This window comes from Candidatus Villigracilis sp. (assembly GCF_057083605.1).
Window position 1 is genome coordinate 33,259 of the sequence record NZ_JBXMTI010000112.1, and the last position, 17,031, is coordinate 50,289.

The 17,031-nt window shown below is 48.5% G+C and carries 15 protein-coding genes and 1 pseudogene; 14 read left to right on the forward strand and 2 right to left on the reverse strand.

Going from position 1 to position 17,031, the window contains the following annotated elements; translation table 11 throughout:
* Positions 1 to 17: 17 nt before the first annotated feature.
* The 6 genes from AC14M5_RS16060 (at position 18) to AC14M5_RS16085 (ending at position 8,307) form a co-directional block, all read left to right on the forward strand.
* Positions 18 to 1,394, forward strand: coding sequence for a sensor histidine kinase (locus AC14M5_RS16060; RefSeq protein ID WP_484030702.1), 1,377 nt, complete (start codon positions 18 to 20; stop codon positions 1,392 to 1,394).
* Positions 1,391 to 1,762: a response regulator gene (locus AC14M5_RS16065; RefSeq protein WP_484030703.1), complete on the forward strand. Its 372-nt coding sequence runs from the start codon at positions 1,391 to 1,393 to the stop codon at positions 1,760 to 1,762. The genes AC14M5_RS16060 and AC14M5_RS16065 overlap by 4 nt, the downstream gene beginning before the upstream one ends.
* A gap of 223 nt (positions 1,763 to 1,985) precedes the next feature.
* Positions 1,986 to 2,882 carry a DMT family transporter gene (locus tag AC14M5_RS16070; RefSeq protein WP_484030704.1) on the forward strand — a complete coding sequence of 299 codons (897 nt, stop codon included), beginning with the start codon at positions 1,986 to 1,988 and terminating at the stop codon, positions 2,880 to 2,882.
* A gap of 285 nt (positions 2,883 to 3,167) precedes the next feature.
* Positions 3,168 to 4,388 carry a DEAD/DEAH box helicase gene (locus tag AC14M5_RS16075; RefSeq protein ID WP_484030705.1) on the forward strand — a complete coding sequence of 407 codons (1,221 nt, stop codon included), beginning with the start codon at positions 3,168 to 3,170 and terminating at the stop codon, positions 4,386 to 4,388.
* Positions 4,389 to 4,508: 120 nt separating this feature from the next.
* Positions 4,509 to 7,532 carry a DUF4062 domain-containing protein gene (locus tag AC14M5_RS16080; protein ID WP_484030706.1) on the forward strand — a complete coding sequence of 1,008 codons (3,024 nt, stop codon included), beginning with the start codon at positions 4,509 to 4,511 and terminating at the stop codon, positions 7,530 to 7,532.
* Between the two features lie 31 nt (positions 7,533 to 7,563).
* On the forward strand, positions 7,564 to 8,307 hold the full coding sequence (locus AC14M5_RS16085; RefSeq protein WP_484030707.1) for a metallophosphoesterase family protein: 744 nt from the start codon (positions 7,564 to 7,566) through the stop codon (positions 8,305 to 8,307).
* Between the two features lie 170 nt (positions 8,308 to 8,477).
* Here AC14M5_RS16085 and AC14M5_RS16090 read toward each other — a convergent pair whose 3' ends face one another.
* Positions 8,478 to 8,690 carry a cold-shock protein gene (locus AC14M5_RS16090; protein ID WP_484030708.1) on the reverse strand — a complete coding sequence of 71 codons (213 nt, stop codon included), beginning with the start codon at positions 8,688 to 8,690 and terminating at the stop codon, positions 8,478 to 8,480.
* 216 nt (positions 8,691 to 8,906) lie between these two features.
* Here AC14M5_RS16090 and AC14M5_RS16095 point away from each other — a divergent pair, with 216 nt between their 5' ends.
* Positions 8,907 to 9,830, forward strand: a complete 924-nt coding sequence (locus AC14M5_RS16095; RefSeq protein WP_484030709.1) for an NAD-dependent epimerase/dehydratase family protein — start codon at positions 8,907 to 8,909, stop codon at positions 9,828 to 9,830.
* Between the two features lie 29 nt (positions 9,831 to 9,859).
* Here the strand turns inward: AC14M5_RS16095 and AC14M5_RS16100 are convergent.
* Positions 9,860 to 10,809, reverse strand: a pseudogene (locus AC14M5_RS16100) (IS110 family RNA-guided transposase).
* 616 nt (positions 10,810 to 11,425) lie between these two features.
* On the opposite strand from AC14M5_RS16100, the gene AC14M5_RS16105 reads away from it, so the two are divergent.
* The 7 genes from AC14M5_RS16105 (at position 11,426) to AC14M5_RS16135 (ending at position 17,009) form a co-directional block, all read left to right on the forward strand.
* Complete coding sequence (locus AC14M5_RS16105; protein ID WP_484030710.1) at positions 11,426 to 12,016, forward strand: DNA-3-methyladenine glycosylase; 591 nt, start codon at positions 11,426 to 11,428, stop codon at positions 12,014 to 12,016.
* Positions 12,017 to 12,067: 51 nt separating this feature from the next.
* Positions 12,068 to 12,865 (forward strand): enoyl-ACP reductase FabI, encoded by a 798-nt coding sequence (locus AC14M5_RS16110; protein ID WP_484030711.1) that lies wholly within the window; start codon positions 12,068 to 12,070, stop codon positions 12,863 to 12,865.
* 80 nt (positions 12,866 to 12,945) lie between these two features.
* Positions 12,946 to 13,494, forward strand: coding sequence for a bactofilin family protein (locus tag AC14M5_RS16115; RefSeq protein WP_484030712.1), 549 nt, complete (start codon positions 12,946 to 12,948; stop codon positions 13,492 to 13,494).
* Positions 13,495 to 13,531: 37 nt separating this feature from the next.
* The gene (locus AC14M5_RS16120; RefSeq protein WP_484030713.1) at positions 13,532 to 14,728 is read left to right on the forward strand and encodes a His/Gly/Thr/Pro-type tRNA ligase C-terminal domain-containing protein; all 1,197 of its coding nucleotides are present in this window, start codon (positions 13,532 to 13,534) and stop codon (positions 14,726 to 14,728) included.
* A 2-nt stretch (positions 14,729 to 14,730) separates the two neighbouring features.
* Entirely contained in the window at positions 14,731 to 15,192 is a 462-nt protein-coding gene (locus AC14M5_RS16125; RefSeq protein WP_484030714.1) for a hypothetical protein, read from the forward strand.
* A gap of 3 nt (positions 15,193 to 15,195) precedes the next feature.
* A complete protein-coding gene (locus AC14M5_RS16130) occupies positions 15,196 to 16,104 on the forward strand; it encodes a PH domain-containing protein (protein ID WP_484030715.1) in 909 nt (302 codons plus the stop codon).
* Positions 16,105 to 16,208: 104 nt separating this feature from the next.
* Positions 16,209 to 17,009, forward strand: coding sequence for a DUF92 domain-containing protein (locus AC14M5_RS16135; protein ID WP_484030716.1), 801 nt, complete (start codon positions 16,209 to 16,211; stop codon positions 17,007 to 17,009).
* The last annotated feature ends 22 nt before the right edge of the window (positions 17,010 to 17,031 follow it).

Genomic DNA, 17,031 nt, shown 5'->3' on the forward strand with positions numbered 1-17,031 from the left:
GGCGGATTTCTCTATTTATGATGAAGCGCCCAATTCTTTTAACGCGTTGGATGCTAACTCCGATTGAAATAATCGGAGTTCTTGGGCTTATCGCTCTGACCGTTGGCGGACTCTATTTCTCGATAAGAGATGCCCTGCAACTTGAGCAGGCGATCAACCTAAGCCTGACTCAAACGGTCATCCTTAATCAGGGAGTTGTCAACTTGCAGCGCGAGGTTCAATTAACCCGCAACGAAGTGACTCGCCTGTTGGGGGAGCTGGATAATCCGCCTCAGGGCATAACCCGTTTTGATTTCGTGGAAATCCAGGTAAGCAACCTCGTCGCCGAGGTAGAAACCCCTGAAATAAAATTTATATATACGGATGAAGACCTGGCTTTGGTGAATGAAATCAAAGATCAGTCTGCCCTCATTGAGCAGTTGATCAGTATCTGGGAAAATACAGATACGGTGCAACAAACCCTGGCCCTTAAGTCAATGGATGTTGAGTTAAAAACAATGGAAAGCGCGGTCAAACAATTAATTGACCGCCAGTCGGCCGCACAAAGAAATGCGATTATTCAAACCAGGGATAGTTTGCGTGCCTCACAACGCACAGCGATTATTACCGGCATCGTATTGCTTCTCATGGGCGTAGCTTTGGCGGCTGTCGTTCGGCGAGGGCTGAATTCAAGGTTACAACAAGCTCTGGAAGCCGACCAATTAAAGAGCCAGCTCCTTAGGAACGTCAGCCATGAATTGCGGACGCCGCTCGCCGCGATCAATGGATATACCCAATTATTAGATGAAGAAGCGTATGGATCGATTACGCAGGAACAGAAAAGGGCGGTCCAAAAAATACTTATCAATACCACCCAGCTTCAAGGTATGGTAAATAACTTATTGGATGGGGCCCAAATTCAACAAGGCAAGCTTTCCATCAAATATACGGCTTTTGCCATTGAAGACCTGATCAAAACGACTCAATCGGCCCTGGATATTCTGGCAAAAACAAAGAATATCAAATTAACCAGAGAGATCGCGGCAGATGTGCCGCCAATGTTGGTCTCGGATAAACTCAGGCTGCAACAGATACTCTTCAACTTAACCAGCAATGCCCTCAAATTCACTGAAAGTGGAGCGGTGCATATACGAGTCTTTACGCCCGGGCCCACTCAATGGGCACTGCAAGTAACAGATACTGGCATTGGCATACCCATGAAGGCGCAGGAGCGTATTTTCGAATCTTTCTGGCAGGTGGATAGTTCAGCAACGCGACAATATCGCGGTTCCGGGCTGGGGTTATCCATAGTAAAACAACTGACTGAGTTAATGGATGGCAAGATCATGCTTAAGAGCGAACCTGGAAAAGGAAGTACATTTACAATCGTTTTCCCGCTGGAGCCACAACAATGAACAAACCTTTAGCGTTAATTATTGAAGATGAAGAGGACCTGGCTGAAATATATTCCAAAGCCCTGCAGGGTGGCGGGTTTGAAACCGAAGCCATTCGAGACGGTAAAAAAGCTTTGGAACACCTTGCAAGCGCTTCCCCAAATGTGATCATTTTAGATCTGCACCTGCCTCATATTGGAGGCGCAAGCATTCTGCAACACATCCGCTCGAATGAACGTTTATCGAAAACCGCTGTGATCGTTACCACCGCGGACGAACGACAAGCGGAAGAATTGCACGGTCAGGCGGACCTGGTTTTGCTCAAGCCAGTCAGCCTTAGTCAATTGCGGGAATTGGCGAACCGGGTGGCAAAATTCCAGCCGCCGTAACAAGGGAGCTCATGAGCTCGTCATAATAAGCAGGCATAAAAGGGGAAGCGGTTAGCCACGTGTATAGTATTGGCAACTATAGGTGACAGTCACGTTTAGCGTGACTGTCACCTTGAATGTTACAGAGTATCGCATAATTTAGTAAACAGGAATTTCAGTTTCTTCTAGCAATTTTGACCAAAAGTTTACTTATTTTTGAGACAAGCGATAAGAATGGAGAAAAATGGAACTGATTGGTGAAATTGCAGGGCTTGCGACATCCTTCTTCTTTGCGATGACCGCGATTATTTTTACAAAGACAGGGCATATGGTTGGTTCACAAGTTACCAACCGCGTGAGGCTCTTATTTGGGTTGAGTTTCCTGGTTATCATAAATCTCATTCTCTTTCGTGAGCCGTTGCCTTTTGCAGCAGGCTCTTCGCGCTGGATATGGTTAAGCCTTTCCGGTGTGATCGGGCTTTCACTCGGCGACGCCTTCCTGTTTCAGGCCTTTGTCTCGGTAGGCGCGCGCCTCGGGACTTTGCTATTGAGCCTCGCCCCCATCTTCGGTTCGATCATTGCCTGGGTGTTCTTTGGTGAAACTCTCACCCCTCTGCAAATTACTGGAATCGTCCTTGCGTTGGCGGGGATAGGCTGGGTAGTCATGTCGCATGAAGAACCTGAAAACACTCCGCATGGACATACGCGCCGAGGTGTGATCTTTGGCGTGTTGGGAGGGCTTGGACAGGCAGTTGGGCTTGTCCTCGCCAAGCAAGGGATGAGCGGAGATTTTTCTCCTTTCCAGGGGAATGCCATTCGCATGCTCGCCGCAGTGATTTTCATTTGGGTATGGACAGTCATTCAAAGACAGACAAAGGCGACAATCACAGCGGTTCGCCAACAACCACAAGCTCTACGCCTGATTGCGCTCGGCGCATTGATGGGCCCTGTCCTTGGAGTTTCCGCATCTCTGTTGGCCGTACAACACGCGGAAGTTGGAGTCGCCAGTACATTGATGGCGCTGCCGCCTGTGATCATCCTGCCGATCAGTCATTTTGTGTTTAAGGAAAAGGTCAGCTGGCAAGCCATCGCTGGAACTTTGCTCGCCATTGTCGGAGTGGCAGTGTTGTTCCTTGCCTAATTCCGCTATGTAGGTCACGCTTAAAGCGTGACATTGCAAACATAACGATATCGTCACGTTGAAAACGTGACCTACATTTCCGAGTCATCTTCGTTTCAGTGCTATAATCCTTCTACAACTAATTTAAAGAGTCCCTGATTTACACTACAAAAATCCGCTGACTCACTTATATCAGCAGTCCGCGCTGTTTTTATCTGAGCGTATGCTCATTTTCCCAACATTGATAGACTTCTGAAGAAAAGGAATACTTTGAACTTCGAACAATTTAATCTGGATTCTCGCCTTATGCCGGGAATCAAAAAGGCTGGTTATGAAAAGGCCACGCCGATTCAGGAGGCGGCCATCCCGGCTGCCATCCGCGGGCGTGACATTATCGGTACCGCACAAACAGGCACAGGCAAGACCGCCGCATTCGTTCTCCCCATCTTAAACAAACTACTTGACGGGCCTCGCCATGTGACGCGTGCTTTGATCGTTACACCAACTCGCGAACTGGCTGAGCAAATCCACGATGTCGTGAAGGCATTGTCAGCTGGGACAAAGCTCCGCAGCGCAACTATTTACGGCGGAGTCGGACCCGCACCCCAAATGAAGGCATTGCGTGAAGGTGCGGAGATCCTGATCGTTTGCCCAGGCCGTTTCCTAGACCTCGTCAATCAAGGCTATTCCCGCCTCGATAAAGTTGAAATCCTAGTGCTGGATGAGGCTGACCGCATGTTCGACATGGGTTTTCTGCCCGATGTAAAGCGCATCATCAAGGCATTGCCCGTGGCGAGACAAACCATGTTGTTCTCGGCCACCTTCCCCGGCGAAGTAGAACTTCTCGCATCAAGTTCACTTAAGAATCCGCAGAAGATCGCGATGGGCATCAGCCGCCCCGCGCATACCGTGACGCACGCGTTGTATCCGGTGCCGCCGCATTTGAAGTCGCAATTGCTTTTGGCTCTGCTCAAAAAAACGGATACGAATTCTGTGCTGATCTTTGCGCGCACGAAATATCGCGCGCAAAAAGTGGCGCAGCAAATTGAACGCGCCGGGCACAAGGTGACGAGTTTGCATGGCGACCGTTCGCAAGGGCAGCGCCAATCTGCGCTCAAGGGCTTCAAGGATGGCACGCATCAGATCATGGTGGCCACCGACATTGCCGCGCGCGGGCTGGATGTTGAAAGTATTTCGCACGTCATTAACTACGACATGCCTGACACCGCCGACGCATACATTCATAGAATTGGACGCACTGGCCGCGCACAACGCACAGGCGACGCGTTCACTTTGGTCACGCATGAAGATGATGATATGATCCGCATTCTCGAACGCATCATGGGCGGACCGATCAAACGCGAGACCCTCGAGGGATTTGACTACACCGCTCCCGCCCCGCCGAAATCTGCCTCTGATGGCCGAGGCAGAGGCGGCCCCCGAGGTGACTCCCGCCGCCCCCCACGCCCCGCTCCCACACCAAAGAGTTATGGCAGGAATCGCCTGGCGCCGAGGAAGAGTAGATAAGTTCAGTGATTAGTTATTAGTAAATAGAACCCCGTCTCATGTGAGGCGGGTTTTTTAGTTGTTGCTTCAAAAGGGATTTTCGTATATAGTAGTGATAATTCTAAACTCGGGTGAAGTAACATGCCAAATGATCCTAAATCAATCAAAAGAGTGATGATCAGTAGTACAGCGCGCGACTTGCCAGAGCACCGCAAGGAAGTTTTAGAGGCTTGTTTGCGCCAAGGGATGTTTCCCGTAATGATGGAACATCTACCTGCCAATGATGCTGAAGCCATTTCAGCTTCTCTGAAAATGGTAGATGAGGCAGATATTTATGTTGGGGTCTTCGCTTACCGATATGGATACATCCCAAAAGAAAATAATCCAAAACAAATCTCTGTAACGGAGATGGAATATAACCGTGCTGTAGAGCGAAAAATTCCGCGGTTGATATTTGTGATGGATAAATCTCATCCTATTACTGCAGACGATATGGATATCGAAAATGCAGGAAAACTAAAAACCTTCAAGGATCATATCCAGACTGATAACATTGTCAACTTCTTTAAATCACCTGCCGATCTACGCGGTCATGTTATCAACAGCATTTCACGATATCGCGAAGCTGATGTCACACAATTCCATTATGTCAGTGAAATTTCACAACCGCCCGAAGCATATATCGCGCATCCTTATACCCTCCTGCAAACACATCGCTTGGTCGGGCGACAGAACGAACTTAATTTACTCACAAACTGGGTCACAAAGAAACAAGAAGAAATTTATTGGACACGCATATTGAGCATCATCGCCATCGGTGGAATGGGCAAAAGTGCTTTGACTTGGAAATGGTTCAACGATATTGCGCCGCAAGAAATGAAACCTCTCGCGGGACGAATGTGGTGGAGTTTTTACGAGAGCGACGCATCATTTGAGAATTTTGTCATACGAGCGTTGGCTTATGTGAGCAAGCGTTCCAGAGAAGATATAGAAAAAAATACTAGGCCCGGCGAACGCGAAGAACAACTACTACTAAAATTGGATCGAGAGCCATATTTACTGGTTCTCGATGGCTTGGAACGAATTTTGATCGCTTACGCGCGTATGGATGCAGCGCGCCTCTCCGATGACGATATTGATCAAAAAACAGCGAATTTTGTTGCAAAGGCATATGGCTTGCCAGAAAGCGCAGCGCAATCATTTGTCGGTCAACATCTTTTACGCAAAACTACTGATCCACGCGCAGGTTCATTTTTTCGCAAGCTCGCTAATGTCCGCTCAACACGAATCCTAGTAAGCACACGTTTATATCCTGCTGACCTACAATCAGCAACAGGTGAACCAATTCATGGCTGCACTGCGATTTTCCTACGCGGGCTCAATGACGACGACGCGCTCAACCTGTGGCGCGCCTTCAATGTTAGTGGTTCACATGAGACACTATTACCCATGTTCTATAAATTTGAGAATCATCCTTTGTTGATGCAATCACTAGCCAGCGAAGTGAGTAATTATCGCCGCGCCCCAGGCGATTTTGATCGTTGGCAAAAAGATCATCCCAAATTCGATCCGTTTAGTTTGTCGATGACACATGTCAAAGGTCATGTGCTAGGGTTTGCTATGCAAGGACTATACAAAAATGCTCGCAAAGTTCTTGAAACAATTGCGGCATTCCGAATGCCAGCGTCTTACGACACGCTCGCAGCAATTTTCATCGGAGAGGGCAAAGTGTTTCCTACCGAACTTGGGTTAGATCAGGCGCTCAAGGAATTAGAGGATCGTGGCTTATTAGGCTGGGATAAACGTGCAAATCGCTATGACCTACACCCAATAGTGCGTGGGGTAGTGTGGGGAGGTTTGACTCATGAGACTCGAGATGGAGTATTTAATTCTTTGCAAGCACATTTCGAGTCAATCCCAGCGGCTGTCAGTGAAAAAATCAGAGGCCTTGAAGATCTCACCCCTGCAATCGAGCTATATAACACACTAATCGGTTTGGAAAAATATGATGATGCCGCTACCCTATATGTAAATCGTCTTCTTAGTCCTATGCTATTTCTAAACTTAGCTAATCAGAGTGTTGAACTTCTCGAATTGTTAGTTCCACATATAATTGGCGTGTGGGTTTCTGAGACAAATGCAAATGAAACAAAAGCTGCACAATCAATCTTTCTCGTAACACTAGGGATTAACTATCAAAATAGCGGTCGGCCAAGAAGAGCAACTGAAATTTATAGACATCATTTTCCTTTAATCGAGAATTATATAAGATATAAGAAAGAGGATTCTGATATTCTTGTCTTTCCTATAATAGGAATAGAGAGTTTCCTGCTCAGTGGCGCGTTATACGAGGCAGAGCTAATTGCGCGTCGCCTAATCAAAGTTTGCGAAAGTGCGGGCAATGAAAGTCTATTAGCCATAGTCAAAGAGTGGTGGGGTTTAATACTTGCTTATCGTGGAATGGCGAAAAATGCTAAGAAACACCTTACAACAATATCAAATTCCAGAGCTGCTTGGTCTGACGCTCACAAATCTCAAATTGCAATTTGGGAGCAAGACTTTCCCCTATCCGAAAATTATGCAAACTCGTATCTAAAATCTGTAAATGATTTTGAAAGAGAGAGGATCAGGGCAAAACGATTGCAAGGCACAGCAATATTAGGCACAAAAAACCTCTCCAAAGCTAGAGACCACCTGCACGATTCTCTTACACATGCAAGGGCAGTAAATCTTATTGACGAGGAACTCGCAATTCTTATCGCACTTGCTGAATTGAGTCGTCAACAAGAAGGGTTATTGGTTGCACGAGAAAACTTGGGAAATGTGTGGGAGTTTGCTGAACGTGGTCCTTACCCGCTCTTTCATGCAGACGCATTCAATGTACTTGCCCAAATCGAGCGGGATGAAGGCAACAAAGATAAAGCTGTAGATGCTGCAACTAAAGCATATCGTCTTGCATGGTGTGATGGCCCACCTTATGCTTATCATTGGGGCCTGGAAAAGGCTAAGCAGCATCTCAAAGAACTTGGTGCCCCTGAGCCTGATATGCCTCTATTTGATGAAAGCAAATATGCGCAAATGCTTGAAGTTGAGATTAATCCAAAAGATGAATTTTGGGTTGATCCTGATAAGGACCTTGATCTTGATGATGTCGTGAATAATTGAATTATCTGCAAATCAGAAGGAATTCACACTAATGCGAATCGTTGTCATCTCAGACATGCACGGAAATGATTTTGCCTTTGAAAAAGTGGAAGCCGACATAAAAGTGCAGGGCGTCGATCAAATAATCTGCCTTGGGGATGCGATCCAGGGTGGGGCACAACCTGCGGCTGTGGTTCAACGCCTGCGCAGGTTGAATTGTCCCGTGGTAATGGGTAATGCGGATGCCTGGCTGCTCACTGGTGTGGATTCTGGCCGGGAAGCAATTCCGCCCGAACGGCTCAAAATGATGGATGTTATCCGTGATTGGTCGCTTTCACAACTCACAGAAGACGACCTGGACTTCATAACCGCATTTCAACCCACCATTACGATAAAACTTGAAGAAGACCTCAACCTATTGTGTTTCCACGGCTCCCCCACCGACTTTGACGATATCATCCTGCCAACCACGCCCGAGGATGAATTCCAAAAGTTCCTCGGTGCCTATAACAAAAATATTCTAGCGGGTGGCCACACCCACACGCAACAGGTCAGGCGCTGCGGTGAGCGGTTCTTCTTCAACCCTGGCAGCGTTGGGTTCCCATTCAGTTCCTATCAGAACGATGGTCAATTCCACGTGGATACATGGGCGGAGTACGCGATCCTGACGATCAGCAATGGTGAGGTTGGACTGCAATTCCGCCGCCTGCCATATGATGCGAATGATGTGATCGAAATCTATCGCAAAAGCAGCCGTCCCTTTGCAGAGGACGCCATCGCGCAGTATCAGGGTTGAGACCCTTACGCTCCCAATTGTGATTCCCTGAGCGAAGCGAAGGGTCTCTCCTCCGGAAGGTATGAGACTCTTCGGTCGCGAAGAACGCTCCCTCAGAGCGACATGGTATTTTGAGAGCACCAGTAATCAAAAAGAGCCCGACGCTTTCGCGTCGGGCTCTTTTTTGTTGACTAGCTCAGAACAGTTACGTTCGTGGCCTGTGGTCCTTTGGGACCCTTCTCAACAGTGAATTCTACTTTCTGGCCTTCTTGCAGGTTACGGAAACCGTCACCTTGAATGGCGGAGAAATGGACGAAAACGTCCGCTCCACCTTCGCGCTCGATGAAGCCGAAGCCTTTATCACCGTTGAACCACTTTACTGTACCAATTATTCTGTCAGACATTTTTGCCTCCTTTGGCAAATTAAAAAATTTTTTCTAGGTCAATCTGTTTGTTCCATCGGAGGTCAAAACAAAACAGCCCACGGTCAAACCGTGAGCTGTTGATGTTCTTCAAACCAACGTAACTTACCGTTTTCCTATCTGCGTTAAAGATAACATAGCAGCCAAAATAAGTCAACAAAAAGTGAGCACCAATATTGCGAGTATAATCCTCTGCCTATGAACTTTTTAATCACCGGAGCCGCGGGATTCCTCGGCTCTTCGCTTGCCAATCACCTCGCTCGCGAGGGTCATCAAGTGCGCGGCCTTGATGACCTCTCCACTGGTGATCCGCAGGTGCTCGCGCCCGATGTCCATTTTACGCGGGGGGATGTAAGCGACCGCCCCAAACTATGGACTCTTCTTCAAGATGTGGATGTGGTCTATCACCTCGCCGCCCGCGTTTCAGTGCAGGAATCCATTTTATATCCACGCGACTATAACTCCGTCAACGTGGGCGGGACAGTGGCCTTGATGGAAGCCATGCGTGACGTGGGAGTCAAACGCGTCGTTCTGGCTTCGTCCGGAGCTGTATACGGCGACTTGGGCGACTCAACACTGATAGAGTCCGCCACACCCAACCCACGCTCACCTTATGCTGTCTCCAAACTCGCAGCCGAATATTACGTCCGCACGATTGGTGGGTTGTGGGGTATTGAAACTGTGAGTTTGAGAATTTTCAACGCGTATGGACCAGGTCAACACCTGCCGCCCTCCCATCCGCCCGTTGTGCCGCATTATCTTCGCCAGGCCCTGCGTGGTGGGACGCTGGTCGCACATGGTGATGGAAGCCAGACCCGCGATTATATCTATGTCGATGATGTCGTCAGCGGCATGGTAGCCGCATCCACTGCACCAAACATTGACGGGCTGGTCATCAACGTCGGCTCGGGCGTGGATACTTCAATCAAGGATCTGATTCGCATCGTTTTAGACACCACGAACAGCGGCGCTAACGTTGTCTACAACTCCCAAACCTCTGGCGGCGTCTCCCACATGCGCGCAGACTTAAGCCTCGCAAAAGAAAAATTACGCTTCGTTCCATCAATCAAATTGGAAGAGGGGTTGAGGCTGACGCTTCAACGAGATTCTCGTTTTAAATAGTTTTCACCACGGAGTAACTGTGTATGTTGTCAAGCAGAAAAAGCAGGGTTCCAATGAGAACGATCGCGAATGATGGCGTTCAAAATGGTGAGGAGTTTTCGCATGCAAGCAACAAGGGCGACCTTTTTCTTCTTGCCTGTTTTAAGGAGGCGCTGGTACATTTCGCGGATCACTGGATTGCGTCGAGTAGCGGTGAGAGTTGCCATGTAAAGAATGGAGCGCACACCGGGCGCCCGCCGCTGATCGAGCGCTGGGCATTTTTATTACCACTGTCGCGATTATATGGAGCCACGCCAACCAAGGCGGCAATCTGCTTGCGGTCACAACTCCCCAATTCGGGAACATCGGCAATCAGTTTTGCGGCGGTCTTTTTGCCAACACCCTGAACTTCAACCAGCAGGTCTGATTTTTCCTTGAAGTCAGGATTGGTGTTCACAAAATCGTCAATTTCACGATCAAGTTGTTTGAGTTGGCTCTTGAGCCAGGTAATATGTTCATTCAAAGAAGCATGGAGTTTTCTGGGTGCAGTATTCAGACGATTGCGTTCTGCCACCAAAAAGTCCGAAATTTGTTTTCGGCGAGTGATCAGTGCGCTCAAAATCTGCTCATTTTCAGTGGAGAGGCGGGTCAAAGCAGGTTGGACCCGTTCCCCAAATTGAGCTAACACCTTGGCATCCAACTTGTCGGTCTTGGCCAGTTGCCCTAAAGAACGAGCAAAGTAACGGACTCGTTTTGGGTTGACACGACACAAAGGCAGGCTTGCAAGATAAATTTGAGCAACTGCAATTTGTTCGTAGCCGCCTGTGGCTTCCAAGACAATTCGTTCTGGTTGGAGTTGCTCCAGTTTCTTGATCAACTCACGAATTGCTTCTTCTGTATTTTTCGTGCGCCAGGTCTCGCCGCTTGGGATCACGACGATATCTAACCAATCCTTGGAGACATCGATGCCTACATTTGTTTGAGTGGTTAATTCTGCCATTTTGACCTCACTGGAGTATAATTTTTTCGGTACCCGTTCTAGCAGATCCGGTCTTCGAGACCACATAACTGTTCGGGCTACCCACCCCTCGGGACACAGCGACCCCTACTCCGTGACGGTCTTTTAGACCCTCACACGATCGGCCTGCTGTGTCCTTATTTTTTATCATACTAGATCACGGAGATGAACAACTTAAACATTGGAGTAGTTGTTGGTTTTTTGGTTTCCCTTTTTTATTCTCTTTGTATAGTAATATGGCAAGTTGTAAGGGGACGCAATATATTGCCAGCAGTGGGCGTGATCCTTATCATTTTATTGTTGATTTGTCTTGCAAGCGCAATATTTGGCGGCATTACAAGTGCAGTATTTGTCCTCATCTTGAGAAAACTTAATATTGGCATCACAATATACACAATCGTATGTCTTCTTATCAGCCTTATCATAGTATTACCCTTCAATTTGACATACCTTAATTGGATTTCAAGTGTTAAATTTTGGGATGGACATACAATAAGTGCAAGAAACAATTTATTTTGGGCGATAGTTCCACCATCTATTCTTTATATAACTGCAAGTGGCTTTGTAAGTCGGTACTTGTATAAAATTAATAAATCAAATGAAGCCGCCTCTTACCCCTGAATTCTACAATCGCCCTACGTTGACCGTCGCGCGCGAACTGCTTGGTGCGCGGCTGGTTCATATTTCAAATGGAATCAAGCTGGTGGGCATTATCAGCGAAACTGAAGCATACATCAGCGAAGAAGACCTGGCTTGTCATGCAAAAGCAGGCAAAACAGGACGAACTGCTCCGATGTATGGCCCGCCTGGGCATGCTTATATCTATTTCACTTATGGCAATCATTGGATGCTGAATGCAGTGACGGAACGCGAGGGTTTCCCAGCGGCGGTGTTAATCCGTGCGATACAACCCATCGAAGGCGTTGAGGTGATGATGGAACGCCGTCAGGGACGGGATACGTTTGGACCTGGAAAACTGACCCAAGCGATGGGAATCACCAAAAGCCAGAACTATGCCAATTTGACAGAGGCAACTTCCAGTTTAAGAATCGAAGCGGGCATTTTTATCCCAAATAAAAGCGTGACGATTGGCCCTCGCGTGGGTTTAAATAAAACACCAGAGCCATGGTTATCCAAGCCCTGGAGATTTCTAGTCAAAGATCATGTCATTGCGAGTCGCGAGCCTTAAATGGCGAGTGACGAACGCCTCCTCGCAATGACAAATATAGAGGAGAACCTTATGGGATTACTTGATGGAAAAAATGCTTTAATTTTTGGTCTTGCGAACGAACGCTCGATTGCGTGGGGCATTACACAGGCTTTCAAACGCGAAGGTGCAAATTTGGGAATCAGCTATGCGGGCGAAATGCTCGAGAAACGTGTAAAGCCGCTCGCCGAGCAGGTGGAATGCAAATGGGTCGAAGAATGTGACGTGACAAAGGACGATCAGATCGCGTTGACGGCTGAGAAGGCTGCGAAACATTTTGGAAAGATCGATGTTCTGGTGCATTCAATTGCATTCGCTGGCCGCGATGAATTGAGCAAACCCTATTATGAAACCAGCCGTGAGGGATTCAAAACCGCGATGGATATCAGCGTTTTTTCCCTTGTGGCATTAACCAATGCATTCCTTCCGATCCTGAATCCCAATGCCTCAATCATGTGCCTTACCTATTATGGCTCGGTGAAAGTTGCGCCACATTACAACGTGATGGGCGTGGCCAAAGCCGCCTTGGAATCATCGACTCGCTATCTTGCATATGATCTCGGCCCGCAAAAAATCCGCGTGAACGCAATTTCAGCGGGGCCGATCCGCACTCTTGCTGCGGCAGGTGTGGGTGGTTTCCGCGATATGTACAAACACTTTGCAGATATGTCTCCCATGCGTGAAAACGTGACGATTGAAGATGTAGGCAATGCAGCGGTGTTCCTTGCCTCTGATCTTTCCAAACGCATTACTGGCGAAGTGCTTTATGTGGACTCTGGCTTCAACAGCGTTGGTGTGCAGATGAATGTAAAGGAAGAGAAAGGCGAGTAAAGAGAGATTTGTGAATAGTGAATAGTAGGGGCGGGCCCTGTGTCCGCCCTTTTTTGTTTTAACGGTAAAATTAGTCCAACATGTTCAAACGCAACAGCACTCCAACTGCAAAGAACTCACAGGGCGAAACCCCGCAACCTGTGCAAGCCGTCGAACGCATCACCTCGGTGCTTGGCTCAGGTGTCATCTGGCACGGAAGCATCAACGGCACAGGCGGTGTCCGTATCGAAGGTGCGTTTGAAGGCGAGATTGCGCTACGCGGCATGCTCGTGGTCGGTGAGACGGGACGCGTCACCTGTCAAAACGTGCGTGCCAACACGGTTATCGTAGCGGGCGCAGTGCGCGGAAACATCACCACCCAAAAACTGGAAATTCGCGCCTCGGGTCGTGTATGGGGAGACGTGGTCACCACTGCTTTCGTGACTGAGGAAGGCGCTTTCCTGCGCGGACAAATCCGTATGGAAGAAATGGTCGAGCTGGACCTCGAGCCTGCCCCTGACTCGACGCCTTCGGAGGCCGCCCAGGCCGAATCCATCGCACAGACGCCGATCCAGATTCCCACGCCGGAGCCAGCGCCTGTGGTCGAATCGACGCAAAAAATAATGCGAAAGAAAAAAGGCGAAGCTTAGTACGGGCGACCCTTGTGGTCGCCCATTTTTGAATCCCATGAAATACACTGAACTCAAAATCCAAACCCAGCGCGAAGTCCCCAACAATGCACGGACCGAGGGATTCGCATTCCTCGTCCGCGCAGGTTATTTGACTCGTGAAAACGAAACTCTTCCGCTCGGCCAGCAAGCCATTTCACGCCTGCAATATCTATCAAAAGGTCCTTCTTTCTTCTCACTTCTTTCTTTACCATTACTAAGCAACGATCACGAATCATTCTTCCCTCTCTCCGCTGGGCCAACTGAAGTCATCCATTGCGACTCCTGCAAATATACAGAGCGCCTCGAACTCGCTCAATTCAAAAAGACAACACTTCCCCAAGAGGGAGAACTTCCGCTTGAAAAAGTATTAACCCCCGATTGCAATACCATCGAATCTCTTGTGAATTTTCTTGGCATATCCAAAGAAAAAACTGCCAAGGCTTTGATGTACACCCGCATCGTTGACAATCAATTTGTCTTCGTCGTTGTGCGCGGGGATATGACCATGAGCGAAGCGAAACTCGGAAATGCGGTCGGGGAAGTAAAAATTGCAGATGCGGAATCAATTCGCAGTTCGGGTGCGGAGGCGGGGTTTGCATCCCCAATTGGATTGAAGAAGGCACTCATTGTCGTTGATGATTTGATTCCACAATCCCAAAATCTCGTTGCGGGCGCGAACGAGGCTGGCTATCATTTCAAGCATACGAATTATCCGCGTGACTATTCTGCTGAAATCGTCGCGGATTTGACTCAAGCCAAAGCAGGCGACTCTTGCATTAATTGTGGCAATCCACTTTCTATTCTTAACTCGCTTAGTTTGGCTGCGCGTTCCAAATTTCATTTTGAAAATATCCTGCTTGCTCTCGCAGAGACTCATCACGATGAAAAAGGATTAACGTTTCCAATATCCGCAGCGCTGTTTGACGTATATCTTATGCAAATTCCTGGCAAGACCATCAATACTTTGGAAAAAGCTGAAGAGATCTATAACTCCCTGCAAAGCGAAGGCATCTCAGCTTTGTTCGATAATCGCGACGAGCGCGCAGGCGTCAAATTCAACGATGCGGATCTGATCGGCTGTCCCATCCGCGTGACGGTTGGAGAAAAAGCGCTTCAAAATGGAATGGTAGAATTGAAACCTCGCAAGGAAAAGGAAAATCAAGCCATACCTCTTGCGGACTTAATTTCACATCTAAATACCTTTTTCAAATAACTGTGCAAAAACACTCCCCTACCTTCTTGCAGATCATTTCCACCGATTACCTGGCGCAAAATTTTTTTGTGATGACCTTTGGAGGCTGGGTCATTTACGGCATAGACGCATTGTTTGAAGGAAAAACCACTCTCTTCCTCGCCATCCTGGCCGCGATTCTCACGCCCATTGGGCTGGTCACCTTCTTCTGGAGATACAGGTTGATCGTTTCCACTTTCATCAACGGGGTGGAGATCACAGGTCGCGTGACTGAGATCAATCACATTTCCACGGGGAAGAGGAGAAAAGATTACATCATTGATTACGAGTACAATCTTAACGGGCACGCTTATCAATATCGAAATCGCGTAAAGAAAAATAATTATGCTGAAAAGTTGAAGCAGGGTCAGCAAGTGACTCTTCTGGCACATGAAAAAACACCACACATTGCATTTATCAAAGACATCTATTTGGAATCCCTATAACCCATGAACGTTGGACACTTCCCCCCGCCCAAACGACGCGGTCTGATCGTGCACGGTGGCATCCTGCTTGTGCTGGCAATCACCACAATCATTGGGTTTATCAATTTATCCAGCGCAGAAGTGGGACCTGCCTTCTTGACCTGGCTGCTGGTCGCATTATTCTCATTTGTGCCAATCCCATTCCTTGTATATCGCGCCTATTCATTATGGCGCGCAGACTATCACATGGATCGTGACAGCCTCGCCATCAATTGGGGCTTGCGCGCGGAAGACATTCCGCTCACGGATATCGAATGGATCCGTCCCGCCGCAGACCTGACGCACCCGCTCTCGCTCCCCACGCTGCCTCTGCCTGGAGGGTTATTGGGCACGCGCCGTCACCCCGATCTGGGCATGGTGGAATTTCTCGCGGCAGATGCAAAGAAACTTTTGCTCATCGCCACCGCCAAACGAGTATTTGTGATCTCACCCGACGACCCCGCATCTCTCGCTCAAACTTTCGCGCGCGCGACCGAATTGGGAAGCATCACGCCTGCCGAGGCAAAATCAGTGTACCCATCTTTCGTGGTTACGCAGGCATGGGAAAGCGGACTCGCGCGTTACCTTTGGCTCACCTCGCTCTTCCTCAATTTAGGGTTGTTCATTTGGGCCAGCCTCATCATCCCATCTACGCCTCGCGTCGCGTTGGGTCTGCAATTTGTTGGCAGCGAACTCGAAACCGTGCCATCCTCACAACTCATCATCTTTCCAGTTGCAAGCCTTCTGCTTTCCATCGCAGGTTGGATCGCAGGTCTGTATTTCTATCGTTGGGATCGTGAACGCGTGCTTGCCTTTATCGTATGGGGCTCGGGCACACTCACCAGCTTGTTATTCCTGCTTGCAGTACTTTTCATTATTACAACTCCTGTTTGATGTCATTGCGAGGGCGCTCTTGCTCTTTGCCCGAAGCAATCTCCAACATTGTCTGGGATTGCTTCGTCGAGCTAAACCTGTCCTCGCAATGACGGAATGGTCTCATGCAACTTCTCCTTGGTTTCCTCCTCGCAATCCTTATCGCTTTCCTCGCATACAAAGCCCGCAGCCTCAACAAAAGCGGATTTATCGCCGCGGCTTTCACAGGCACGGTCATCTTTGGCATTGGTGGATGGCAATGGGCGATTGTCCTGCTCACGTTTTTTATTACATCCTCCGTGTTGAGTCGCGCATTCAAAAAAAGCAAGCAAGGTCTCGACGAAAAATTCTCAAAAGGCCACGAACGCGATGCAGGGCAGGTCTTTGGAAATGGTGGCCTCGCCACCCTCTTCGCGGCGCTGCATTTCTTTTATCCAGAATCATTGATTCCCTGGCTCGCTTTTACAGCATCCCTCGCCGCAGTCAATGCGGATACCTGGGCTACCGAACTTGGTGTGCTGAATCCAAGCCCGCCGCGCATGATCACTAACTTAAACAAAGTTGTGGAAAAAGGCACCTCAGGCGGAATCTCCTTAATCGGCACATTCGCTTCTCTCGCAGGCTCTTCCTTAATTGGCCTCCTCGCCGCCTCCCTCTACCTGACTCCTGATTCTGTTTCGATATTCATCATCATCACTTTGGCAGGACTTGCGGGCTCCCTCTTTGACTCATTCCTCGGCGGCACGGTCCAAGCCATGTACTACTGCCCGACAGATAATAAAGAAACAGAGAAACATCCACTCCACACCTGCGGCGCAGAAACGGTTCACATCCGCGGTTGGAAGTGGCTGAATAATGACTGGGTCAACTTCGCGTGTGGAGCATTTGGGGTTGTGATAGCGTTGATTAGCCTGCTATACTCATAGCACAGGAAATTCATTGTTAATG